This window comes from Staphylococcus sp. GDY8P57P, from assembly GCF_017892585.1.
GTDB lineage: Bacteria > Bacillota > Bacilli > Staphylococcales > Staphylococcaceae > Staphylococcus > Staphylococcus borealis.
Genome location: NZ_JAESLK010000018.1, coordinates 113,643 through 138,303, shown reverse-complemented (window position 1 = coordinate 138,303; position 24,661 = coordinate 113,643). Strand labels below are relative to the sequence as shown.

The window sequence follows — 24,661 nt, the reverse complement described above, 5'->3', positions numbered from 1 at the left end:
GTTTAATTTTCGGTTAATAGCGTCCTGGGAGGGATTCGAACCCCCGACCGATGGCTTAGAAGGCCATTGCTCTATCCAGCTGAGCTACCAGGACATGATTTTTTAACACAAGAATAATTATAGCTAAAGAAACCTTATTTATCAATAGCTTTGATATAAAAAAAGTTTATATTTTTCACTAATTATGCGCATTTGTAACTCTTACGAAACGAATTGACCAAAATTAGACGTTAAACCTTTTATATACTATCTGCCGATTTTGAATTTCAACGTTAGTTATCAATAGTAGTACAATGAAATGCGTGAACAGGAATGGTATTGATAAAGTAATGTCATTTAATTAGTATGATCATTGATTAATACGCGTTTATTTACGATTATGCTTTGTTTTATGAATGAAAATAGACACAGATTAACTTAGCAAGGACTATAATTGATGAAATAAACTGTTTAAGCGAGGCTTTTATAATCTAATTTTAAGCGAATGTAAAGGTATTGTAAACGTTTGCAGAATTGTCTGATTTTGTACAACATATATGAATGCCTAAGTGTATTCTAATAAATCAAATGCCTACAGTTTTGATGTTTAATGTTTGAGTTAAGAAAGATAGAACGCAAAACCAACAAATCGGTATATAGTATAAGTATCAAAACGATAGGTAAACAAAAACTTACCAATTCATCGTTTTTAGTTTTAAGAAATAGCTTAATGTATTTCGAACAAACGAGTGCATTAAGATTCAAATATTCTAGCTAAAAAGAAATGGAGCGATTTAAATGTCAAAATTAGTACAAGCAATTTCAGATGCAGTTCAAGCAGGCCAAAACCAAGATTGGGCTAAATTAGGTACAAGCATTGTAGGTATCGTAGAAAACGGTGTTGGCATTTTAGGTAAATTATTCGGATTCTAATATTTCGACTAATAACATTTCATTAAAATATAAATCTACATTATAAAGGAGATTATTATCATGGAAAAAATCGCAAACGCAATCAAAGGTGCAATTGAAGCAGGTCAAAACCAAGACTGGACTAAATTAGGTACAAGCATTTTAGATGTAATTTCTAACGGTGTAACAGAATTAAGTAAAATCTTTGGTTTCTAATTCAACGCTTTTTTTAAAACTTAGTTAATATCATAAATATACAAACAGAAATGGAGAGATAAATATGCAAAAATTAGCAGAATCTATTGCATCAGCAATTCAATCAGGTCAAGATAAAGACTGGGGTAAAATGGGTACTGACATCGTAGGTATCGTAGAAAACGGTATTAGTGCTTTAGGTAAAATCTTCGGTTTCTAATATAAATTTTAAGTCATATGGACCAGGGCAAGCGCTCTGGTCTTTTTTTAATTTATAGATCAATTTCTGTTAAAATACATAGTAGTAAATAATGAGTAAGGATGAAACGATGAAATATAATACAATTCTATTAGACTTCGATGATACTTTAGTTGATTTTTATGATGCTGAAGATAAAGCATTTCATAATATGGCAAAGCATTATCAACATTATCCAACAGCTGAAGACTTTTAATTTTTTAAACAAATTAATCAAGCACATTGGGAGGCATTTCAAGAAAATAAACTTACTAAAGAAGAAGTTCTATCCCACCGTTTTATTGAATACTTTAATCATTATGGTATAGAAGTTGATGGTAAACAAGCGGATATTATGTTTAGAGATGAATTAGCAAAGGCACCTATTAAGCACTTTGATTCAACTTTAGAAACCATAGATCGCTTAGCTCAAAATAATGAACTGTATATCGTAACGAATGGCGTTACTGATACGCAAAAAAGACGTATTGCGCAATTACAGTTTATAGATACATTTGCGGGTGTGTTTATTTCAGAAGAGACAGGCTATCAAAAGCCTATGATAGAATTTTTTGATTATGTGTTCGATGAAATTGGTGAAGCGAAACGCGAAAGTGCCATTATCGTAGGAGATTCGTTAACTTCAGATATATTAGGAGGCAAAAATGCTAATATCGCTACATGCTGGTTTAATATAAGAAACAAGAAGAACACCTCTAACATAGAGCCGGATTATGAAATTAAATCATTAGACGAATTAGTTAAATTAATTGAAATGGATAATGAAACATAGCTGAGTGCGGGGCTTAACGTAGCAGGTTCCAAACAGAAACGTCACACATATGTCAAGTTGTGCTAGTGAGCTATTAATTCTCAGTTTTTCAAAAATTAAAGCCAGTAAATGAATTAAGTCAAAACACATTTACTGGCTTTTTTCTAGTAATTGAATCTTGGTTTTTATATAGAAATGATTTGAATCACTTTTTTGTTCACGCTATGAAACGATTATTTAGGAGACCAAACAAGTACATCGTGGCCTTCAGGGTTTTTGGCATGAACATCTTCAAAATCTTGATTGATTAAAAAGTTTTTAGAATTTTGACGTGCAATCGCTTTGATAGGCATATTATAAGATTTGGCATAATCAATGAGTGATTGGCCGTATCCTTTATTTTGGTACTTCTCTAATACTTCCAATTTCCATAATAGTAAATAGTCATCAAATTCTGGAAAATAAATTTCCTCAACATCACCTTTTTTTAACAACGCCATACGCGCAACAAGGTTTTCACCATGGAAAATGCCATAGAATGGTGAATCGGAACTAGCGTCTATCATTTGACCTTGTAGTTCTTCTACCATGTATAAATCTTTGTTTCCAAACGCTCTAAAAGCTTCAAATAACTCGTCTGTTTTATAATTAATTTCAAGATGTTTAACTTCACTCATTTTCGTTATCCCCCTTATTTCTTTAGTTTTATTATAACTTAAATAATATGTAAATTTCATTCAATTATATTTTCCTTAGCAAAGACATCTTTTACAATACTATTTATAATTTTTTAAGCCGTAAAATTGTCATATAGTGCTATAATCTTTATACTATATGAGTAATAGCTATGTTGAAGGAGTATGGATATGGACTGTCGAGTAACTCAGTTTAAAGAAAAAGATTTATTTATTTCAAAATTAAAAGAAAGTGACAAGCGATTATTAGCGTTTTATCAGTATGATCCTGTTGCATCATCTAGCTTCACTGCGAGAATGGAACGTCCAAATAATGGTAGAGAACAACAATTAGCACAAATCATTAAAGACGAAATGGCAGATTTAAAATTAACGACTTCTCAACTAGAGCACATAGAGGCGCTTGGACAAGGTGCAAAAGTAGTCATCGGTGGTCAACAAGCCGGTCTATTTGGTGGACCTTTATATACGTTCCATAAAATACTTTCAATTGTTACGTTAAGTAATCAACTAACTAAAGCATACGGTGAAACGGTTGTACCAGTATTTTGGATTGCCGGGGAAGATCATGACTTTGATGAAGTCAATCATACGTATGCATATAATGGCAATGAGGCACAAGTAAAGAAAGTTAAATATCATACAATGACACCACCAGAAACTAATGTTTCAAGATATACACCTGATAAGGAAGCACTAATCAATGCATTAAATCTTTTCTTCAAAGAATTAAAAGAAACTAAGCATTCTAAACCTTTATATAACTTATGTGTGGATATTATTAATACGTTTGATACATGGACAGATATCTTTAAAGCTTTATTACATGAAGTCTTTAAAGATTACGGTTTGTTACTCATTGATGCACAAAATAATAACCTTAGACAACTGGAGAAACCATTATTAAAAGAAATTGTAAATCATCACGCTAAAATTAATCAGGCATTTAGACAAACACAAGAGCAAACTATTGAGGCTGGGTTAACACAAATGATTCAGACTGACACGAATGTTCATTTATTCCTTCATGAAGATGGGATGCGACAATTAATTACAAGAGATGGGGACTATTTTAAATTAAGTAAGTCTGAGAGCACTTTCTCAGAAAAGGAACTCATGGAATTGATAGAAGCTGAGCCAGAGCGATTCTCAAACAACGTTGTCACAAGACCAGTCATGGAAGAATGGTTATTCAATACTGTAGCATTCATAGGTGGCCCAAGTGAGATTAAGTATTGGGCAGAATTAAATGGTGTGTTCCAATTACTAGATGTTGAAATGCCTATTGTTTTACCACGTATGAAAATCACTTATATGATGGAGAGAACAGAAAAGCTATTGAAGCAATACAATTTGAATGTTGAAAAAGTAATTCAAACTGGTATTGATGATGACAAAAATAAATTTGTACGAGAAAAAGCATCCAACACCTTCATTCAACAAGTAGAAGAATTGCAAGCTAAACATGACAATGTATATGAGCAATTATTAAATGAAGTTCAAGGAAATCAAGACAATTTAAATTTAGTTACTAAAAATAGAGACATTCATCATAAACAATTTGATTATTTACTTAAGCGCTATTTATTAAATATTGAACGAGAAAATGATATTAGCATGAGACAATTTAGAGAATTGGATTTCGTATTACATCCTCACCACGGACTGCAAGAAAGAATTTGGAATCCACTCCAAATTATGAATGATTTTGGGATTGATGTGTTCAGTCCCTCCACTTATCCACCACTTGAATACACATTTGATCAAATCATTGTAAAACCTTAATAAATCAGGCATTAGCCCTATTTTATCGAAATGATAAAATAGGGTTTTTTTGTATAGAAAAAAGAATTTTAAGATATTTTACAGAATTAGTGGAGGATAGTGGGGATATGTGGTAAATTATAAATAAGGTGAGGTGATAATAATGTTCATGGGAGAATACGAGCATCAACTTGATGCTAAAGGACGTATGATAATTCCATCTAAGTTTAGATATGACTTAAACGAACGTTTTATTATCACACGAGGCCTTGATAAATGTTTATTCGGTTACACACTTGAAGAATGGCAACAAATAGAAGACAAAATGAAAACCTTACCTATGACAAAAAAAGACGCACGTAAGTTTATGCGTATGTTCTTCTCAGGTGCGATTGAAGTGGAATTGGATAAGCAAGGGCGTATTAATATTCCTCAAAATTTAAGGAAATACGCTAATTTAACAAAAGAATGTACAGTAATAGGCGTCTCAAATCGAATTGAAATTTGGGACAGAGAAATTTGGAAAGATTTTTATGATGAATCTGAGGAAAGTTTCGAAGATATTGCTGAAGATTTAATAGATTTTGATTTTTAATGGAGGAATAAGTCGTGTTTCATCATATTAGCGTCATGCTCAACGAAACAATAGATTATCTAGACATCAAGGAAGATGGTATTTATGTAGACTGTACGCTTGGTGGCGCGGGTCATGCTCTCTATTTATTAAATCAATTAAACGATGACGGTAGATTAATTGCGATTGATCAAGACACAACAGCATTAGATAATGCTAAAGAAGTATTGAAAGATCATCTACACAAAGTCACGTTCGTACATAGTAATTTTAGAGAATTGACTGACATTTTGAAAAATTTGAACATTGAAAAGGTAGACGGAATTTATTATGACTTAGGCGTTTCGAGTCCACAATTAGATGTTCCAGAGCGAGGATTTAGTTATCATCATGATGCCAAACTGGATATGAGAATGGATCAAACGCAGCAACTTAGCGCATATGAAGTAGTCAATCAATGGCCATATGAAGCGCTTGTTAAGATTTTTTATCGTTATGGAGAAGAAAAATTTTCTAAACAAATAGCGAGACGAATCGAAGCACATCGTGAACATCAGCCTATCGAAACTACATTAGAGCTAGTTGACATCATCAAAGAAGGCATTCCTGCTAAAGCTCGAAGAAAAGGTGGTCATCCTGCAAAACGTGTATTTCAAGCTATACGTATAGCAGTCAATGATGAGTTATCTGCATTCGAGGATTCAATTGAACAAGCGATTGAGCTTGTGAAAGTTGGAGGCAGAATTTCAGTAATCACTTTCCACTCTTTAGAAGACAGATTATGTAAGCAAATGTTCCAAGAGTATGAAAAGGGTCCTGAAGTGCCACGAGGGTTACCAATTATTCCTGAAGCTTACACACCTAAACTTAAAAGAGTAAATCGTAAACCAATAACGGCAACTGACACAGATTTGGATGAAAATAACAGAGCGCGCAGTGCAAAATTACGTGTTGCAGAAATTTTAAAATAAGGAGTAATTGACGATGGCTGTAGAAGAAATATATGAACCATATGAAGACGTCCAGCACAATAGTATACCGAAACAACAACCTCAACCCAAACCACAAACACGAACTGTCACAAAAAAGGTTGTAGTTCAACTCACAAGGTTTGAGAAATACTTATACATAACACTTGTTACTGCAATTGCAGTTATTGCTATCTATATGCTATCTTTAAAAATGGATGCGTATGATACTAATGGAAAAATTGCAGATTTAGATTCTAAAATTGAACAACAATCAAGTGAAAATAGCGCGATTCAATCTGAAATAAAGAAAAGTTCTTCTTACCAACGCATTTACGACAAGGCTAAAGCACAAGGTATGAGCCTAAATAACGACAATGTAAAGGTAGTGCGTACAAATGGCGAAGCGAAAAATTAAAATTAGAAAAAATAAATTAGGAGCAGTCCTCCTTGTTGGTATATTCGGACTGCTCTTTTTTATATTGGTTTTAAGATATGCGTACATAATGATTACAGGTCATTCAGATGGACAAGATTTAGTTATGCGGGCAAATGAAAAGTATCTTGTTCAAACCAATGAACAGGCGGAACGAGGTAAGATCTACGATAGAAACGGTAAAATTCTCGCAGAAGATGTAGAAAGATACAAAGTTGTGGCTGTTGTCGATAAAAGTGCAGGTAAAAGTGGTGATAAACCACGCTATGTTGAAGATAAGAAAAAAACTGCTAAAGCATTATCTAAAATTATAGATATGAAACCTGAAGAAATTGAAAAAAGGCTTAATCAGAAAAAAGCATTCCAAGTAGAATTTGGGCAAAAAGGAACCAATTTAACGTATCAAGATAAGCAAAAACTCGAAAAAATGGATTTACCTGGCATCACATTATATCCAGAAACTGAACGATTTTATCCAAATGGTAATTTCGCGTCTCATTTAATTGGGATGGCTCAGAAAAATCCGGATACAGGCGAATTAAAAAGTGCACTTGGTGTAGAAAAAATCTTTGACAGTTATTTAAGTGGTACTAAAGGTGCGTTGTCGTATATTCAAGATATTTGGGGATATATAGCTCCAAATACTAAAAATGAAAAATCACCTAAACGTGGCGACGATGTTCATTTAACGATTGACTCTAATATTCAAGTGTTCGTAGAGGAAGCACTGGATGATATGGTTAAGCGATATCAACCAAAAGATTTATTTGCTGTTGTGATGGATGCACAAACGGGTGAGATCTTAGCTTTTAGTCAACGACCTACGTTTAACCCAGAAACTGGCGAAAACTTTGGAAAAAAATGGGCAAACGACTTATATCAAAATACGTATGAACCTGGTTCAACATTTAAATCATTCGGTTTAGCAGCAGCTATACAAGAAGGTAAGTTTGATCCTGATAAGAAATATGAGTCTGGACACCGTGATATTATGGGGTCTCGAATTTCTGACTGGAATAGAACTGGTTGGGGAGAAATCCCAATGTCTCTTGGATTCACTTACTCTTCAAATACATTGATGATGCATTTACAAGACCTTGTAGGTGCTGACAAAATGAAATCTTGGTATGAACGATTTGGCTTTGGTAAAAAAACAGGCGGCCTATTTGATGGTGAAGCTGAAGGCCATATTGCCTGGTCAAATGAATTACAACAAAAAACATCATCATTTGGACAATCTACAACTGTAACGCCAGTACAAATGATTCAGGCACAATCTGCTTTCTTTAATGATGGCAATATGTTGAAACCTTGGTTTGTTGAAAGTATTAACAATCCAGTTTCTAAGAAAACATTCTATCAAGGCAAAAAAGAATTTGCGGGCAAACCCATCACTGCTTCAACTGCAAGTAAAGTAGAAACTGAACTAGATAAAGTAGTTAATAGTAAGAAAAGTCATGCGATGAACTATAGAGTAGACGGCTATGATATTGAAGGTAAAACTGGTACCGCCCAAGTAGCAGATGAAAATGGTGGCGGTTATGTTAAAGGTGAGAACCCTTACTTTGTAAGTTTCATAGGCGACGCACCTAAGAAAAATCCTAAGGTTATCGTTTATGCTGGAATGAGTTTAGCTCAGAAAAACGACCAAGAAGCCTATGAAATGGGTGTAAGTAAAGCATTTAAACCAATCATGGAAAATACACTTAAATATTTAAATGTAGGTTCTAAAACTGATGAAACAAAATCAGCACAATATTCAAAAGTTCCGAATGTATCAGGACAGTCTACAGATAAAGCGAAAGAAAGTCTGCAATCTGAAGATTTACAAGCAGTAGTTATTGGTAATGGAGATAATGTTAAATCGCAATCGATTAAACCAAACAAAAAACTATTGCCTAATAGTAAAGTGCTTTTATTAACCGATGGCGATATCACAATGCCAAATATGAAGGGTTGGACAAAAGATGATGTACTTGCCTTCCAAGAATTAACCGGCATTAACGTTACAACAAAAGGTAGTGGTTACGTCACAAAACAATCGGTTACGAGTGGAATAACATTAAAAGATAATAGTAAAGTTGAAATTGAATTATCTACTGAAGACCCTGATGACACGTCGACAAATGCTAGTGCTAATGATTCAACATCAAATGATGCTTCTAATAAAGAACAATCAAGTGATGATTCGTCAGATAAAGACAAATCAAATTCGTCTTCTGACACTAGTGGGGAAGACAACAAAGAAGATTCATCTCGTTCATCTGGCCAAGACGAGTAGTCCAGTACGACGCACAACGCTAGTAAGTAATCAGACATTGTCTTGAAAAGGTAGATGATGAGGTACAGGTATTGGATGAACACTGATGTTTTTATAAATTACGCATCATCAAAGTGTTTCATTCAATACTGTACTCATATTTAAATGAATTCACTTACAAATATTGATAAAATAAATAAGATATTATAACGAAGTTAACTCAGAGTACAACGTTTAAAAATTAAATATATAAAGGAGACCATTATGCTTTTTATACTCGCGTTTATCGCACTACTAATTACTTTTATTTTAGTACCAATATTAATCCCAACACTTAAGCGAATGAAATTTGGACAAAGTATTCGTGAAGAAGGTCCGCAAAGTCATATGAAGAAGACAGGAACACCTACAATGGGTGGCTTGACTTTTTTAATTAGTATTATCATTACGTCAATTATTGCAATTTTCTTTGTAGATAATTCAAATCCAATCATATTATTATTATTTGTAACCATTGGTTTTGGTTTGATTGGCTTTATAGATGATTACATCATCGTAGTTAAGAAGAACAATCAAGGTTTAACAAGCAAACAGAAATTTTTAGCACAAATCGCTATTGCAATAGTATTCTTTGTACTTAGTGACGTATTTCATCTTATAGCGTTTTCAACTGATCTAAATATACCTTTTACAAATATTAGCATTCCATTATCATTTGCTTACGTTATTTTTATCGTATTTTGGCAAGTTGGATTCTCAAATGCTGTGAATTTAACAGATGGTTTAGATGGCTTAGCAACAGGACTATCAATCATTGGTTTTACAATGTATGCCATTATGAGCTTTGTTTTAGATTCACCAGCAATTGGTGCATTTTGTATCATAATGATTTTTGCTTTATTAGGTTTTCTACCATATAACCTTAATCCTGCAAAAGTATTTATGGGTGATACAGGTAGTTTAGCCTTAGGTGGTATTTTTGCTACAATCTCAATTATGTTAAATCAAGAATTATCATTATTACTAGTTGGATTAGTATTTGTAATCGAAACAGCTTCAGTTATGTTACAAGTTGCTTCTTACAAACTTACAAAAAAACGTATCTTTAAGATGAGCCCAATCCACCATCACTTTGAATTAAGTGGTTGGGGAGAATGGAAAGTTGTAACAGTATTTTGGACAGTTGGTTTAATTTCAGGATTAATCGGATTATGGATAGGAGTGCATTAGCATGCTCGATTATAAAGGATTAGAAAATAAAGATGTCCTTGTGGTAGGATTAGCAAAAAGCGGATATGAAGCAGCTAAGTTACTAATTAAACTAGGTGCAAATGTAACAGTCAATGATGGCAAAGATTTATCTCAAGATCCACATGCCAAAGATTTAGAAGCATTAGGTGTTAAAATTGTTGATGGTGGTCATCCTTTATCGTTACTTGATAATAATCCTATTATTGTCAAAAACCCTGGTATCCCATACACCGTTTCTATTATTAAAGAGGCTTATCAACGTCATTTAAAGATTTTAACTGAGGTCGAATTAAGCTATTTAATATCTGAAGCACCTATTATTGCAGTTACTGGTACCAATGGTAAAACAACTACCACTTCTTTAATAGGAGATATGTTCAAGAAAAGTAGATTGACTGGTCGTTTATCTGGAAATATAGGTTATGTGGCATCTAAAGTAGCACAAGAAACGTCGCCAGATGAATTTCTTATAACTGAATTGTCATCTTTTCAATTATTAGGTGTAGAGCAATATCGTCCGCATATTGCAATTATTACAAACATATATTCAGCGCATCTTGATTATCACGAAACGCTTGAAAATTATCAAAATGCTAAGAAACAAATTTATAAAAATCAAACCGAAGATGATTATTTAATATGTAATTATCATCAAAGACAATTAATTGAGTCAGAGAATTTAAAAGCTAAGACACTGTATTTCTCTACACATCAGGAAGTTGACGGTATTTACATTAAAGATGGCTTTATTATCTATAAGGGCATAAGAATCATAAATATAGATGATTTAGTTCTACCAGGTGAGCACAATTTAGAGAATATTCTAGCTGCGGTATTGGCCTCTATTCTAGCTGGTGTCCCAATAAAGGCCATCGTTGATAGTTTAACGACATTCTCCGGCATAGATCATAGATTGCAATATATTGGCGCCAATCGCACGAATAAATATTATAACGATTCTAAAGCTACGAATACATTAGCAACACAGTTTGCATTAAATTCCTTTAAACAACCTATAGTATGGTTATGTGGTGGTTTAGATCGTGGGAATGAATTTGATGAATTAATCCCTTATATGAAAAATGTTCGTGTTATGGTTGTTTTTGGTCAAACGCAAGAAAAATTTGCTAAACTTGGCAATAGTCAAGGCAAAATCGTCGTCAAAGCTACAGATATTGAAGATGCAGTGAAAAAAGTACAAGATGTAGTTGAACCGAATGATGTTGTCTTATTATCTCCAGCTTGTGCAAGTTGGGATCAATATAATACATTTGAAGAACGTGGAGAAAGATTTATAGAGAGCTTCCGTGCCCACTTACCATCTTATTAAAGGTTGTGAAATCAAGTGAAAGATAAACGACGTAAAAATAATAAGGTGAGCTCGATTCAAAGTCTTATCGAAAAGAGAAATCGAGAACTAAATAATGAAGACCACCTTTCAAATCATGTAAATAATAATGACTTACCCACTGATGATGATCAATTGTATAAAATAAAAAAGCAAACTGATGAATCAAATCGAGAAAATGAGAACAATTCAGCAGACACACAGAAAACGGAAAGCCAAATCAAGGATTCTGAATCATTAGAACAAAATACATCTAGTGATCCATCGCATAAAAGCATAGAGAAAAAAGCCGAGAATAATCATAGTCATGATAGTGAAAAACCAGAGAAAAGGCATACGCTTTCTACTCAGTCAGAAGAACCTACGCACAAATTTACTGTCAAAGATAGGTTGAAAGAATTTAACGATAATCGTAAGAGACGAAAGCGTGAAAAGGATGCTCGATTCGATCATTTATCACCTCAAGAAAGAAAAGAACAACTAAGAATTCAGCGAAGGAAACGTCAAAAAAGAGTTCAGTATATTATCCTAACCGTTTTAATACTGTTAATTATCTTATTTTTACTTTATATGTTTACACCACTAAGTAGAATTTCAAATATTAAAATTAGTGGAAATAACAACGTAACTGATAGTCAAGTTGAAAAAGCTTTAGATGTTAAAGACAATTCAAGGATGTATACGTATAGTAAACGTAAAGGGATTCAAAATCTGAAGAAAAACGATTTAATCAAAGACGTTAAAATTAAAAAACAATTACCTAATACATTGAAAGTACAAATAACTGAAAATCAAGTTGTGGGTGTTGTCAAAGAGAAAAATAAATATGTGCCAATCATTGAAGGCAACGAAGAATTGAAAAACTTTGATGGTAATATTGCCGGTAGCGGTCCAATTATAGATGGATTTAAAGGTAAAGAAAAAGATAACATGATTAAAGCGTTGTCTAAGATGTCTCCAGAAGTGAGAGATATGATTTCAGAGGTGAGTTACGCACCCAAACAAAACAGTCCTAATCGAATTCTTTTATATATGCAAGATGACATGCAAGTGGTAGGTAATATCAAAACAATTGCTAATAAAATTAAATATTACCCTCAAATGTCACAATCTTTAGCGAAAGATGATTCAGGAAATCTAAAAACACAAGGATATATAGATTTATCTGTAGGTGCATCATTTATCCCGTATAATGAAAATAGTAGCGGAGATTCTAAATCTGATCAAAATGTTCGTCAAAAATCACAACAAGAAACAGATGCAAAAGATGAGTTACAAAGTGCATTAAATAAAATTAACGAACAATCAGATTCAAATAATTAAAAAATTTCGATATTAATATGTGTTTATAGTTCACAAGCCTTTCGACGTATTGTAAACTAAACATAGTGTATTTTAATAGTAATTTGTCAGGAGGTGCCTATCTATGGAGGAACATTACTATGTAAGCATAGATATTGGTTCATCAAGTGTAAAAACAATAGTAGGCGAGAAATTTCACAATGGTATCAATGTGATAGGTACAGGACAAACCTACACTAGCGGTATTAAGAACGGATTAATTGATGATTTCGACATTGCTAAACAAGCAGTTAAAGATACAATTAAAAAAGCTTCTATCGCATCAGGTGTAGACATTAAAGAAGTTTTCTTAAAATTACCTATCATAGGTACAGAAGTATATGATGAAGCAAATGAAATTGATTTTTATGAAGATACTGAAATAAACGGCACACATATTGAAGAAGTGCTAGAAGGTATTCGTCAAAAAAATGATGTAGCGGATACTGATGTCATTGATGTTTTCCCGATTCGTTTTATAGTAGATGGGGATAACGAAGTATCAGACCCTAAAGAATTAATTGCTAGACACTCATTGAGAGTTGAAGCTGGGGTTATTGCAATTCACAAATCTATTTTAATCAACATGATTAAATGTGTAGAATCATGTGGCGTAGACGTTTTAGATGTTTATTCAGATGCATATAACTATGGTTCAATTCTTACTGCCACTGAAAAAGAATTAGGCGCGTGTGTTATTGATATTGGTGAAGATTTAACACAAATAGCCTTTTATGAACGTGGCGAATTAGTAGATGCTGATTCAATTGAATTAGCAGGTCGCGATATTACTGATGATATTGCTGAAGAATTAAATACTACATATGAAACAGCTGAAAAGATTAAACATCAGTATGGTCATGCTTTTGCTAATTCAGCATCAGAACAAGATGTATTCAGCGTTGACCAAGTAGATAGTGATGAATTAGTAGAATATACTCAAAAAGACTTAAGTGCAGTAATTGAGAGAACAATGCAAGATATCTTTGATGAGGTATTTGATGTATTAGTCGACTTAGGTTTAACACGAGTAAACGGCGGTTTCATTGTAACAGGTGGTTCTTCAAATTTATTAGGCGTTAAAGAATTACTCAATACGATGGTAAATGAAAAAATCAGAATTCATACACCATCACAAATGGGTATCAGAAAACCAGAATTCACATCAGCGATTTCTACTATATCTAGTAGCATCACTTTTGATGAGCTGCTAGATTATGTTACAATGAGTTATCAAGATAATGATGAATTTGAAGAAGAAGTTATTGAAGATAACGAAAAAGAGCATACTTCTAAATCTGGTGGATTTGACTGGTTTAAACGTAAGTCAAATAAAAATGAAGATACTTATGAAGAAGACTACAACGAACCACATGAAAGAACAGAAAAAGTAGGCGACGATGATAAGTATGAAAGCCATGAAACTCATCACGATACGACAGAACATTATGATGATGATCAAGAAAAACCTCAAAAAGAAGAGGGTAAATTTAAAAAACTTATGAAATCTCTATTTGAATGATGGGCCATTAAGACTAGGAGGAAATATAAATGTTAGAATTTGAACAAGGATTTAATCATTTAGCGACATTAAAAGTCATCGGTGTAGGTGGTGGCGGTAATAACGCTGTTAACCGTATGATCGACCATGGTATGAATAATGTAGAATTTATTGCAATTAACACAGATGGACAAGCTTTAAACTTATCTAAAGCAGAATCTAAAATCCAAATTGGTGAGAAATTAACACGTGGACTTGGTGCAGGTGCTAACCCAGAAATTGGTAAAAAAGCAGCTGAAGAATCTCGTGAACAAATTGAAGATGCTATCCAAGGCGCAGATATGGTATTCGTAACTGCTGGTATGGGTGGCGGTACTGGTACAGGTGCTGCACCAGTAGTAGCTAAGATTGCTAAAGAAATGGGAGCATTAACTGTAGGTGTTGTAACGCGTCCATTCGGATTTGAAGGACGTAAACGTTCAACACAAGCAGCTGCTGGTGTTGAAGCTATGAAAGCAGCTGTAGATACATTAATCGTTATCCCTAACGACCGTTTATTAGACATCGTTGACAAATCAACACCTATGATGGAAGCATTTAAAGAAGCAGATAATGTATTACGCCAAGGTGTTCAAGGTATCTCTGACTTAATTGCTGTATCAGGTGAAGTAAACTTAGACTTTGCTGACGTTAAGACAATCATGTCTAACCAAGGTTCAGCATTAATGGGTATTGGTGTATCTTCTGGTGAAAATAGAGCAGTTGAAGCAGCTAAAAAAGCTATTTCATCACCATTACTTGAAACTTCAATCGTTGGTGCTCAAGGTGTGTTAATGAACATCACTGGTGGAGAATCACTTTCATTATTCGAAGCGCAAGAAGCAGCTGACATCGTACAAGATGCAGCAGATGAAGATGTGAATATGATCTTTGGTACAGTTATCAATCCTGAATTACAAGATGAAATCGTAGTTACTGTAATTGCAACAGGTTTTGAAGACAAACCAACTTCACAAGGACGTAAAGCTTCAAGCACAGGTTTCGGAACAAGTGCAACTTCAGGTACTTCATCTCAAGCAAGTACACCTAGAGAAGAATCATTCTCTCAAAGTTCATCAAGCACGCGTTCTTCTGAAAGCGTATCTGAAAGAAGTCATACTACTAAAGATGACGACATTCCTAGCTTTATCAGAAATAGAGAAGAAAGACGTTCTAGAAGAACTAGACGTTAATTCAAATAAGTTTAGACTATATTTCGTTGTATGATTAAGTGTTTTTATCGTCTTAATCATTCCTAAAAGGGAGTAGAACGACGAATTCACTTGTGGATTCATGTTCGCTCCCTTTTTATTTACTTTCAAGTAAAGTGAAGATTGTTATATAATATAATTATATTCAATTTTAGAGTAAGGCTTTTTAAATCGATAAATATAAAACATAAAATTAAGGTGGTTTGATTTCGTGTCAGAGAAGTTTGTGAAGTATCCCCATTACTTAAATTATGAATCTAAAGACTTGATGCGTGTAAATTTGGGATTCATTACAAGAGAGGGTGGCTATAGCCTATATCCTGAAGCGTCATTTAATATGGCCAGATATGTGGATGATGAACCTGAAAATATTACGAAACATCAAGAAATATTGGCGGATGCAATTGGATTTGAAAGCGCGCATTGGGTATTCCCGATTCAAACACATGAAAATCGTGTGATTGAGATTACACAAAGTCATCGTGGGACTAACATTAATAGTTTAACAGATGAACTATATGGTATCGACGGGATGTATACATATGAATCTGATACGTTATTAACTATGTGTTATGCAGACTGTGTACCCGTTTACTTTTACAGTGAGAAACACCACTATATAGGTTTAGCACATGCAGGATGGCGAGGTACTTATGGCCAAATCGTTAATGAAATGTTAAAACAAATTGATTTTGATTTAAAAGATTTAAATATAGTGATAGGACCATCGACATCAACGACGTATGAAATTAATGATGATATTAAATCGAAGTTTGAAACGTTACCAATTAATGTAGAGTCATATATTGAGACACGTGGAGAAAATCGACATGGCATTGACTTAAAACGTGCTAATGCATTATTACTTCATCATTATGGTGTGCCAATGGACAATATATATATTACTGATTATGCTACATCAGAAGATTTGTCTCTTTTCTTTTCATATCGTATTGAAAAGGGCCAAACAGGAAGAATGTTGGCATTTATAGGACAAAAATAAGCTATTTAAAGTAATGATTGTCGAAATACAATAGGTATGTGAAAACAAATATTAATAATCATTGTACTTAACAAATGTTAAAGAGGTTGGGTAGAATATGGACGTAAAAGATAATTTAAAAAATATTGAAAGTGAAATTCAAGCACACTTTGAAAATAGTGAAGCAAGTTCCTTGCCAAACGTGATTGCAGTGACAAAATATGTTACAATAGACCGTGCTAAAGAAGCTTATGATGCTGGGCTAAGACATTTTGGTGAAAACAGATTAGAAGGCTTTTTAGAGAAGAAATCTGCGTTACCTGACGATGTTACGATGCATTTTATAGGTTCTTTACAATCTAGAAAAGTAAAAGAAGTAATTAACGACATTGATTACCTGCATGCATTAGATCGACTTAGTCTAGCTAAGGAAATTAATAAACGAGCTGATCATGAGATTGCCTGCTTCGTACAAGTTAATGTCTCAGGTGAAGAATCTAAACATGGTATTGCTTTGAATGAAGTTAATCACTTCATAGAACAAATGAAACAATATGATAACATTAAAATTGTCGGATTAATGACTATGGCACCCTATACAGATGATACAGCTTATATTCGTCAGTTATTTAAACAATTACGATTAAAACGAGATGAAATTAAAAACCTTAAATTAGATTATGCACCATGTGATGATTTATCTATGGGAATGAGTAATGACTATGCAATTGCTGTAGAAGAAGGTGCTTCATTTATAAGAATAGGGACTAAACTTGTTGGAGAATAGGAGTGAGCCCCGTGGCTATTAAAGATTTATTTAATAATTTTTTTCTAATGGATGATGAAGAGGAAGTAGAAAGCCCTGAAGAGCGACAACGTCGTGTAGTTCAGAATGAAGAAACAGAAACAAACCATGTTCAGCAGAATCAACCACAACAATCTGAACGTTCATATAGCAATCAAAGTAAATTAAAGAGCGTACCGCAAAAGAAAGCATCAAGAAATTATAACTCAGAAGAAAGGAATGTGCGTATGAATCAACCACCATCAAAGTCAAACAGTAAAAATGTTGTGACGATGAATCAATCGTCGCAAAGCTATAGTGGCAACGAAAGTTCAAAAATGTGCTTATTCGAGCCACGTGTATTTTCTGATACGCAAGATATCGCAGATGAATTAAAAAACCGTCGCGCTACATTAGTTAATTTACAACGCATTGACAAAATTTCAGCTAAACGTATTATTGATTTCTTAAGTGGTACAGTTTATGCGATTGGTGGGGATATTCAACGTGTAGGTACTGACATATTCCTTTGTACACCTGATAACGTGGAAGTTGCGGGAAGTATCACAGACCACATTGAACAAATGGAAACGCAGCACTACGAATAAGGAGACATTATATGGATGTAGGTTTATTAGCTACTATTTTTGATTTTATAATATTTCTAGTACAAATATATTATTTTGGAATGATTATATATTTCTTTACATCTTGGGTACCAAGTGTTAGAGAATCTAAATTAGGCCAAATACTAGGTAAATTATATGAACCATTTTTAGAACCATTTAGAAAGATTATCCCACCAATTGGAATGATTGACATTTCTTCACTTGTAGCTTTGTTTGTACTTGTATTATTCCAAGCTGGGTTAAGAAGTATTTTTAATATGATACTTATTTATTTAGTGTAATAATTAATGAAGTTGAAGAGGCTGAGACAATACAAATGTTTGTTTCAACCTCTTTTATCATTTGAATTAGATATAAGAGAGGTGTAACAGTAATCGATATTTATCAACATTTTAGAGATGAAGAGCAAGTGCTAATCGATCAATTAATAGATAAGTGTGATCAGGTCGAACAGCAGTATGCACCTATTTTGACAAACTTTCTTGATCCGAGAGGGCAATATATTCTTGAAGTTATCACAGGCAGTTATGAAGATATGCATGTGACATTTTTTGGTGGAAATCACGCTGAAAGAAGAAGAGGAATGATAGCACCAAGTTATTTTGATCCAGAGGAAGACGATTTTGAAGAAGTATTAATTCAGATTAATTACCCTGAAAAGTTTGTTCATCTTCAACACCAGCATGTGTTAGGCACACTCATGTCATTAGGAATTGAAAGAGAACAAGTCGGAGATATCATTGTAGGAGAACATATTCAATTTGTTTTGACAAAGCAACTAGAATCATATATTATGTTGGAATTAACAAAGATTAAAGGTGCTACAGTTAAACTTAATTCTATTCCATTTAAAGATATGATACAATCAGTAGAGAATTGGAAAATTCAAGGAAGTACTGTAAGCGCATTGAGATTAGATGTCGTCGTAAAAGAAATGATTCATAAATCTAGATCAATTGCGAAACAATTAATTGAAAAGAAACGTGTCAAAGTGAATCATACGATTATTGATTCACCAGATTTTCAAATACAAACCAATGATTTATTATCTATTCAAGGATTTGGAAGGGCCCAAATCACTGATATAGGTGGTAGAACTAAAAAAGACAAAATACACATTAATTATCGAACATTGTTTAAGTAATAAATAGAAGTCAATTTAAAATTGATTTAAGGAGGATGTAGGATGCCTTTTACACCTAGTGAAATAAAAAATAAAGAATTTACAAAAGTGAAAAATGGTCTTGAACCAGCTGAAGTAAGTGATTATTTAAATCAATTAAGTCATGAAATTGAACGATTAAAAGATGAAAAAAAACAACTTGAAAAAGTAATTGAAGAGAGAGATACTAATATTAAATCTTATCAACAAGTACATCAATCAGTTAGCGATGCACTTGTTCAAGCACAACAAGCTGGCGAAGAAACAAAACAAGCAGCAAATAAAGAAGCGGAAGCTGTGATTAGTAAAGCGCAGGCACAAGCAGACTTAATCGTAAATGATGCTATTGAGAAAGCGCGTCATTTATCATTCCAAACGGAAGATATGAAACGTCAATCTAAAATCTTTAGATCTCGTTTCCGTATGTTAGTGGAAGCTCAATTAGATTTATTAAAAAATGACGATTGGGATTATTTACTCAACTACGATATCGATGCAGAACAAGTTACGCAAGAAAATTTTCAACATTTAAATAGTCAAGATATTACACCTGAGGAACAACTTAAAGCTCAGGCTCAGCAATCTGAAAGTGCGGTTACGAGCGAAAGTGATAGCCAATCAACCGATTCACTAAGTACAAGCGACGCTACTAGTACAAGTGAACCTGTTGCTTCAGAGGCAAGTGTGAGTCAAAGTGAATCAACATCAAATACAAATAAATAAATGTTATCAAATAAGACAGACACGTAGGAGATAATCAACTTTTTACAGCGAATTAGGGTCGGTGAAAGCCTAATAAAAGTCTATCTCTTATATCACTGACTTAGACAAAGTAATACGATATATATGAGAGAACTCTAAGTTGAGTTAACAAGGGTGGTACCGCGGTCATTCCGTCCCTTTTTAATTGAACTTAGAGTTCTTTTTTACATTTAAGGAGTGAAAACAATTATGAACTATAAAGATACTTTATTAATGCCAAAGACTGACTTCCCAATGCGTGGTGGATTGCCAAATAAAGAACCTCAAATCCAAGAACAATGGGAAGCTAACAACCAATACCAAAAAGCACTAGAAAAAAATAAAGGTAACCAATCTTATATCCTACATGATGGTCCACCGTATGCGAATGGTAATCTACACATGGGACATGCATTAAATAAAATCATTAAAGATATCATCGTCCGCTATAAAACGATGCAAGGATTTTATGCACCATACGTTCCGGGTTGGGATACGCACGGTTTACCAATTGAACAAGCTTTAACTAAAAAAGGCGTTGATCGTAAAAAAATGTCAATTGCCGAATTTAGAGAAAAATGCAAAGAATTTGCTTTAGAACAAATTGAATTACAAAAGAAAGACTTTAAACGTCTTGGTGTGCGTGGTGACTTCAATGATCCATACATCACTTTGAAACCAGAATATGAAGCGGCACAAATTCGTTTGTTCGGTGAAATGGCTGATAAAGGATTAATTTATAAAGGTAAAAAACCTGTTTATTGGTCACCTTCAAGTGAATCATCTTTAGCTGAAGCGGAAATTGAATACCATGATAAACGTTCAGCATCAATTTATGTTGCGTTTGATGTAAAAGATTCAAAAGGTATTGTAGATGAAGATGCACAATTTATTATTTGGACAACTACACCATGGACTATTCCATCAAACGTTGCGATTACTGTTCACCCTGAACTTAAATATGGTCAATATAACGTGAATGGTAAGAAATATATCATTGCACAAGCTTTATCTGAAAATGTAGCAGAAGCATTAGAATGGGATAAAGAAGCAATTCAATTAGAAAAAGAATTTACAGGTAAAGAATTAGAGTACGTTGAAGCCCGACACCCATTCTTAGATCGTGTATCACTTGTAATTAACGGTAACCATGTTACAACTGATGCAGGTACAGGTTGTGTTCATACCGCTCCTGGTCACGGGGAAGATGACTATATCGTTGGACAAAAATATGATTTACCAGTAATTAGTCCTTTAAATGATAAAGGTGTGTTCACTGAAGAAGGCGGACAATTTGAAGGTATGTTTTACGATAAAGCTAACAAAGCAGTTACTGATTTATTAACTGAAAAAAATGCTTTATTAAAACTTAACTTTATTACACATAGTTACCCTCATGATTGGCGTACTAAGAAACCAGTTATTTTCCGTGCAACACCACAATGGTTTGCTTCAATCAATAAGGTAAGACAAGATATCTTAGATGCAATTGAAGACACAGACTTCAAAGTAGATTGGGGTAAAACACGTATCTATAATATGATTCGTGATCGCGGAGAATGGGTTATTTCTCGTCAACGTGTATGGGGTGTACCATTACCAGTATTTTATGCTGAAAACGGCGATATTATCATGACTAAAGAAACGGTTAACCATGTAGCAGATTTATTTGAAGAACATGGCTCAAATATTTGGTTTGAAAAAGAAGCGAAAGACTTATTACCTGAAGGATTTACACATCCTGGTAGTCCAAATGGTACGTTTACAAAAGAAATGGATATCATGGATGTTTGGTTTGACTCAGGTTCATCACATCGTGGTGTATTAGAAAATCGTCCAGAATTAAGTTTCCCTGCAGATTTATACTTTGAAGGTAGTGACCAATATCGTGGTTGGTTTAACTCTTCAATTACTACTGCTGTGGCAACAAGAGGACAAGCACCATATAAATTCTTATTATCTCACGGCTTTGTAATGGACGGTGAAGGTAAGAAAATGAGTAAATCACTTGGTAATGTTATTGTTCCAGACCAAGTTGTAAAACAAAAGGGTGCTGATATCGCACGATTATGGGTTAGTAGTACGGATTACTTAGCTGACGTTCGTATTTCTGATGAAATCTTAAAACAAACATCTGATGTTTATCGTAAAATTAGAAATACATTAAGATTCATGTTAGGTAACATTAACGATTTCAATCCGGAAACAGATGCAATTCCTGAATCTGAATTATTAGAAGTAGACCGTTACTTATTAAACCGTTTACGTGAATTCACTGCAAGCACAATTAACCATTATGATAACTTTGATTATTTAAACATTTATCAAGAAGTTCAAAACTTTATTAATGTTGAATTAAGTAACTTCTATTTAGATTATGGTAAAGATATCCTTTATATCGAAGAGAAAAATGCGCATAAACGTCGCAGTATGCAAACAGTGTTATACCAAATCTTAGTTGATATGACGAAATTATTAGCACCTATTTTAGTCCACACAGCTGAAGAAGTTTGGACACACACACCACATGTGAAAGAAGAAAGTGTTCATTTAGCTGATATGCCTAAAGTAGTTGAAGTTGATCAAGCATTACTTGATAAATGGAATCAATTAATGGCATTACGTGATGATGTTAACCGAGCATTAGAAGTAGCACGTAACAATAAAGTAATCGGTAAATCACTCGAAGCAAAAGTTGTTATTGGTAATAACGACAACTTTAAAGCTGCAGCGTTCTTACAACAATTTGAAGATTTACAACAATTATTCATAGTTTCACAAGTTGAAGTTACAGATGCTGTGGACAATGCAGAGACTTACCAACATGGTGATATCAGAATTGACCACGCTGAAGGCGAAAAATGTGAAAGATGTTGGAACTACACTGAAGCATTAGGCGCAGTAGGTGAATTAGAACACTTATGCCCACGATGCCAACAAGTAGTTAAAACGTTAGTTTAATAGTATGTGAGCAAAAAGGAGCTGGACAGAAATAATTTTTCTAAAATTTATTTCATTGTCCTGCTCCTTTTTAATATTCGCAATATAATTTATACATAAAAAGAATAATAATACACAATGTTTCGCTTTTTGATTTAAGGTTATTTAGAAAGATATATTCATAGATAAATGACAGAACGAATTTTTAATAAACAGAGGTGGAACGATGAGTAAAATTTTATTAACAGGTGCATCTGGCTATATTGGTGGACACTTGAAAGCGCAATTAAAAGAGAATTACGAAATTATAGCAATTTCAAGAAACACTAAAAATAAAGAAAATGAACAGAATGTCACTTGGAAAGCTGCTGATTTATTTGATTTAGATGAAATCACAAAGGTTATGGAAGGGGTAGATACTGCAATTTACCTTGTTCATTCTATGATGCCTAATGCTAAATTGACGCAAGCAAATTTTGAAGATATGGATGCCTTATTAGCGGATAATTTTGCGAGAGCTGCTAAAAAACAAGGCGTAAAACATATTGTTTTTATGAGTGGTTTAATTCCCAATGAAGACAAGCTGTCGGCGCATTTACGTAGTCGTTTAGAATGTGAGAAAATTCTTGGCTCTTATGGCATACCGGTTAGCACATTGCGAGCAGGTTTAATTATTGGGGCAAAGGGAAGTTCTTACCCGATTTTAAAACGTTTAGTTGAACGTTTACCCGGAATGGTCTTACCTAGTTGGGCATATCATATGATTGCGCCCGTTTCAATCAACGATGTTATTGATAAACTCGCACTATTAGTCAAACGTACACCACAACATAATGAGGCTTTTGATATTACAGGTCCAGAAATTATGAATTATAAGGAATTAATACAACGCACGGCAGTAGTGTTAAATAAACGTTTACCAATCGTTGACTTACCAATTATCCCTATTTGGGTTAGTCGATATTGGGTACAACTTATTTCACAGGTGCCTAAAGAGATGGTTTACCCACTTATGAATAGTTTAGTTCATGATATGATTCCACAACCAGAACGCACACATCCTGATATATCTATTGGTAAGATGTCATATGAAGAAAGTGTAGAACAAGCGCTAAATGAAGAAAATAAAATGAATCAAAAACAAAATAAAAACAAAAAATCATCAAGTGAAAGTAAAAAAGAAAGCATCAAAGATGTAAGAGCAATATCACGTTTTAGTATTCCGGCCAATTATTCAATGGAAGATGTGGCTAAAACATATGCAACGTTTATTAACAATATTACGTTACATTTAATCAATGGCACTATAAATGAAAATAAATTTGATATTACACTGCCGTTTACGAATCAATTTATCTTAAAAATGGAACGTGATATGGAAGATTCTTCTGAGGATATGATTGTTTACAAAATCGTAGGTGGCAATTTAGCATTATCCAATAATGGTGGCAATGCTCGATTTGAATTTAGACGTATTTTAGATACGAATGAAGCAATCGTTGCGTTACAAGAATATGAGCCGACATTGCCTTGGGTAGTTTATAAATATACACAAGCTAATATTCATAAAACAGTTATGGAATTATTTGTAAATCATATGAATAAACGTGCTGAAGAAGATAAACAAGCATCATCATACAATAATCAGCTATTCAGTACTGTAGCGATGACTACAGGTGCGATTGTGGGTGCTTATCTAGGATCAAAAATATATCATCTGATTAAAGCATAAATCATCCATATTGATATAATGCATACGTTAATTTGTTTTAAAAGAACGTCCGAGTTATAGTGTATATATAGTTGAAAAAGACAATTTCTATTAAAATAATATAGAAATTGTCTTTATTATATATTAGCGTATATTTTAAAAAAGGAAACTAAGTAAAATGTAAATACTTTATTTTGAAGTCGGTATTTATAAGAGCGAACTAAAAAA

Annotated in this window: 22 protein-coding genes, 1 tRNA gene and 1 pseudogene; 22 read left to right on the top strand and 2 right to left on the bottom strand. The window is 33.4% G+C overall.

What is annotated here, in order from left to right; genetic code table 11:
- Window positions 1-20: 20 nt before the first annotated feature.
- Window positions 21-94, bottom strand: a tRNA-Arg gene (locus KA878_RS05810).
- A gap of 683 nt (window positions 95-777) precedes the next feature.
- Between KA878_RS05810 and KA878_RS05805 the strand changes: the two genes are divergently transcribed.
- From KA878_RS05805 to KA878_RS05790, 4 genes and pseudogenes are all read left to right on the top strand, one after another.
- Window positions 778-912, top strand: coding sequence for a phenol-soluble modulin PSM-beta-3 (locus KA878_RS05805; RefSeq protein ID WP_011276028.1), 135 nt, complete (start codon window positions 778-780; stop codon window positions 910-912).
- A gap of 60 nt (window positions 913-972) precedes the next feature.
- On the top strand, window positions 973-1,107 hold the full coding sequence (locus tag KA878_RS05800) for a beta-class phenol-soluble modulin (protein ID WP_070855429.1): 135 nt from the start codon (window positions 973-975) through the stop codon (window positions 1,105-1,107).
- Between the two features lie 64 nt (window positions 1,108-1,171).
- Window positions 1,172-1,306 (top strand): beta-class phenol-soluble modulin, encoded by a 135-nt coding sequence (locus KA878_RS05795; protein ID WP_075108605.1) that lies wholly within the window; start codon window positions 1,172-1,174, stop codon window positions 1,304-1,306.
- A gap of 109 nt (window positions 1,307-1,415) precedes the next feature.
- A pseudogene (locus KA878_RS05790) lies at window positions 1,416-2,117 on the top strand (YjjG family noncanonical pyrimidine nucleotidase).
- 212 nt (window positions 2,118-2,329) lie between these two features.
- Here the strand turns inward: KA878_RS05790 and KA878_RS05785 are convergent.
- Window positions 2,330-2,773 (bottom strand): N-acetyltransferase, encoded by a 444-nt coding sequence (locus tag KA878_RS05785; protein WP_053029181.1) that lies wholly within the window; start codon window positions 2,771-2,773, stop codon window positions 2,330-2,332.
- 189 nt (window positions 2,774-2,962) lie between these two features.
- Here KA878_RS05785 and bshC point away from each other — a divergent pair, with 189 nt between their 5' ends.
- The 18 genes from bshC to KA878_RS05695 all read left to right on the top strand — a co-directional run bounded on the left by bshC (window position 2,963) and on the right by KA878_RS05695 (window position 24,454).
- Complete coding sequence (gene bshC, locus KA878_RS05780) at window positions 2,963-4,576, top strand: bacillithiol biosynthesis cysteine-adding enzyme BshC (RefSeq protein ID WP_193839459.1); 1,614 nt, start codon at window positions 2,963-2,965, stop codon at window positions 4,574-4,576.
- A 142-nt stretch (window positions 4,577-4,718) separates the two neighbouring features.
- The gene (gene mraZ, locus KA878_RS05775; RefSeq protein ID WP_053029183.1) at window positions 4,719-5,150 is read left to right on the top strand and encodes a division/cell wall cluster transcriptional repressor MraZ; all 432 of its coding nucleotides are present in this window, start codon (window positions 4,719-4,721) and stop codon (window positions 5,148-5,150) included.
- A 14-nt stretch (window positions 5,151-5,164) separates the two neighbouring features.
- Window positions 5,165-6,100 (top strand): 16S rRNA (cytosine(1402)-N(4))-methyltransferase RsmH, encoded by a 936-nt coding sequence (rsmH, locus tag KA878_RS05770; RefSeq protein WP_075108608.1) that lies wholly within the window; start codon window positions 5,165-5,167, stop codon window positions 6,098-6,100.
- A 13-nt stretch (window positions 6,101-6,113) separates the two neighbouring features.
- Window positions 6,114-6,515 carry a cell division protein FtsL gene (ftsL, locus tag KA878_RS05765; protein ID WP_053029185.1) on the top strand — a complete coding sequence of 134 codons (402 nt, stop codon included), beginning with the start codon at window positions 6,114-6,116 and terminating at the stop codon, window positions 6,513-6,515.
- Window positions 6,496-8,814 (top strand): penicillin-binding protein, encoded by a 2,319-nt coding sequence (locus KA878_RS05760; RefSeq protein ID WP_193839458.1) that lies wholly within the window; start codon window positions 6,496-6,498, stop codon window positions 8,812-8,814. Before ftsL ends, KA878_RS05760 begins: the two co-directional genes overlap by 20 nt.
- Window positions 8,815-9,057: 243 nt before the next feature.
- A complete protein-coding gene (mraY, locus tag KA878_RS05755) occupies window positions 9,058-10,023 on the top strand; it encodes a phospho-N-acetylmuramoyl-pentapeptide-transferase (RefSeq protein WP_053029187.1) in 966 nt (321 codons plus the stop codon).
- Window position 10,024: 1 nt separating this feature from the next.
- Entirely contained in the window at window positions 10,025-11,374 is a 1,350-nt protein-coding gene (gene murD, locus KA878_RS05750; RefSeq protein WP_053029188.1) for a UDP-N-acetylmuramoyl-L-alanine--D-glutamate ligase, read from the top strand.
- 15 nt (window positions 11,375-11,389) lie between these two features.
- Window positions 11,390-12,715: an FtsQ-type POTRA domain-containing protein gene (locus KA878_RS05745; RefSeq protein WP_193839457.1), complete on the top strand. Its 1,326-nt coding sequence runs from the start codon at window positions 11,390-11,392 to the stop codon at window positions 12,713-12,715.
- A 103-nt stretch (window positions 12,716-12,818) separates the two neighbouring features.
- Complete coding sequence (gene ftsA, locus KA878_RS05740; protein ID WP_193839456.1) at window positions 12,819-14,255, top strand: cell division protein FtsA; 1,437 nt, start codon at window positions 12,819-12,821, stop codon at window positions 14,253-14,255.
- Between the two features lie 29 nt (window positions 14,256-14,284).
- Window positions 14,285-15,466 carry a cell division protein FtsZ gene (gene ftsZ / locus KA878_RS05735; RefSeq protein ID WP_107629863.1) on the top strand — a complete coding sequence of 394 codons (1,182 nt, stop codon included), beginning with the start codon at window positions 14,285-14,287 and terminating at the stop codon, window positions 15,464-15,466.
- Between the two features lie 229 nt (window positions 15,467-15,695).
- A complete protein-coding gene (pgeF, locus tag KA878_RS05730) occupies window positions 15,696-16,487 on the top strand; it encodes a peptidoglycan editing factor PgeF (protein ID WP_193839455.1) in 792 nt (263 codons plus the stop codon).
- Between the two features lie 97 nt (window positions 16,488-16,584).
- A complete protein-coding gene (locus KA878_RS05725) occupies window positions 16,585-17,253 on the top strand; it encodes a YggS family pyridoxal phosphate-dependent enzyme (RefSeq protein ID WP_193839454.1) in 669 nt (222 codons plus the stop codon).
- An 11-nt stretch (window positions 17,254-17,264) separates the two neighbouring features.
- Window positions 17,265-17,858, top strand: a complete 594-nt coding sequence (locus KA878_RS05720; RefSeq protein ID WP_193839453.1) for a cell division protein SepF — start codon at window positions 17,265-17,267, stop codon at window positions 17,856-17,858.
- Window positions 17,859-17,869: 11 nt separating this feature from the next.
- Complete coding sequence (locus KA878_RS05715; RefSeq protein ID WP_193839452.1) at window positions 17,870-18,160, top strand: YggT family protein; 291 nt, start codon at window positions 17,870-17,872, stop codon at window positions 18,158-18,160.
- Between the two features lie 65 nt (window positions 18,161-18,225).
- Window positions 18,226-19,023, top strand: coding sequence for a YlmH family RNA-binding protein (locus tag KA878_RS05710; protein WP_193839906.1), 798 nt, complete (start codon window positions 18,226-18,228; stop codon window positions 19,021-19,023).
- A gap of 42 nt (window positions 19,024-19,065) precedes the next feature.
- A complete protein-coding gene (locus KA878_RS05705) occupies window positions 19,066-19,764 on the top strand; it encodes a DivIVA domain-containing protein (protein WP_193839451.1) in 699 nt (232 codons plus the stop codon).
- Between the two features lie 228 nt (window positions 19,765-19,992).
- Window positions 19,993-22,743 carry an isoleucine--tRNA ligase gene (ileS, locus tag KA878_RS05700; RefSeq protein ID WP_193839450.1) on the top strand — a complete coding sequence of 917 codons (2,751 nt, stop codon included), beginning with the start codon at window positions 19,993-19,995 and terminating at the stop codon, window positions 22,741-22,743.
- 205 nt (window positions 22,744-22,948) lie between these two features.
- Window positions 22,949-24,454, top strand: a complete 1,506-nt coding sequence (locus tag KA878_RS05695) for an NmrA family NAD(P)-binding protein (protein ID WP_193839449.1) — start codon at window positions 22,949-22,951, stop codon at window positions 24,452-24,454.
- Window positions 24,455-24,661: the final 207 nt, after the last annotated feature.

What these genes read in the sequence shown, in the direction of transcription:
- KA878_RS05800 (WP_070855429.1), top strand. Translation starts at nt 973, where the DNA reads ATGGAAAAAATCGCAAACGCAATCAAAGGTGCAATTGAAGCAGGTCAA.
- KA878_RS05725 (WP_193839454.1), top strand. Translation starts at nt 16,585, where the DNA reads ATGGACGTAAAAGATAATTTAAAAAATATTGAAAGTGAAATTCAAGCA.
- KA878_RS05705 (WP_193839451.1), top strand. Translation starts at nt 19,066, where the DNA reads ATGCCTTTTACACCTAGTGAAATAAAAAATAAAGAATTTACAAAAGTG.
- KA878_RS05715 (WP_193839452.1), top strand. Translation starts at nt 17,870, where the DNA reads ATGGATGTAGGTTTATTAGCTACTATTTTTGATTTTATAATATTTCTA.
- KA878_RS05695 (WP_193839449.1), top strand. Translation starts at nt 22,949, where the DNA reads ATGAGTAAAATTTTATTAACAGGTGCATCTGGCTATATTGGTGGACAC.
- ftsZ (WP_107629863.1), top strand. Translation starts at nt 14,285, where the DNA reads ATGTTAGAATTTGAACAAGGATTTAATCATTTAGCGACATTAAAAGTC.
- mraY (WP_053029187.1), top strand. Translation starts at nt 9,058, where the DNA reads ATGCTTTTTATACTCGCGTTTATCGCACTACTAATTACTTTTATTTTA.
- bshC (WP_193839459.1), top strand. Translation starts at nt 2,963, where the DNA reads ATGGACTGTCGAGTAACTCAGTTTAAAGAAAAAGATTTATTTATTTCA.
- ileS (WP_193839450.1), top strand. Translation starts at nt 19,993, where the DNA reads ATGAACTATAAAGATACTTTATTAATGCCAAAGACTGACTTCCCAATG.
- KA878_RS05760 (WP_193839458.1), top strand. Translation starts at nt 6,496, where the DNA reads ATGGCGAAGCGAAAAATTAAAATTAGAAAAAATAAATTAGGAGCAGTC.
- KA878_RS05805 (WP_011276028.1), top strand. Translation starts at nt 778, where the DNA reads ATGTCAAAATTAGTACAAGCAATTTCAGATGCAGTTCAAGCAGGCCAA.
- mraZ (WP_053029183.1), top strand. Translation starts at nt 4,719, where the DNA reads ATGTTCATGGGAGAATACGAGCATCAACTTGATGCTAAAGGACGTATG.
- ftsL (WP_053029185.1), top strand. Translation starts at nt 6,114, where the DNA reads ATGGCTGTAGAAGAAATATATGAACCATATGAAGACGTCCAGCACAAT.
- KA878_RS05785 (WP_053029181.1), bottom strand. Translation starts at nt 2,773, where the DNA reads ATGAGTGAAGTTAAACATCTTGAAATTAATTATAAAACAGACGAGTTA.
- KA878_RS05795 (WP_075108605.1), top strand. Translation starts at nt 1,172, where the DNA reads ATGCAAAAATTAGCAGAATCTATTGCATCAGCAATTCAATCAGGTCAA.
- murD (WP_053029188.1), top strand. Translation starts at nt 10,025, where the DNA reads ATGCTCGATTATAAAGGATTAGAAAATAAAGATGTCCTTGTGGTAGGA.
- ftsA (WP_193839456.1), top strand. Translation starts at nt 12,819, where the DNA reads ATGGAGGAACATTACTATGTAAGCATAGATATTGGTTCATCAAGTGTA.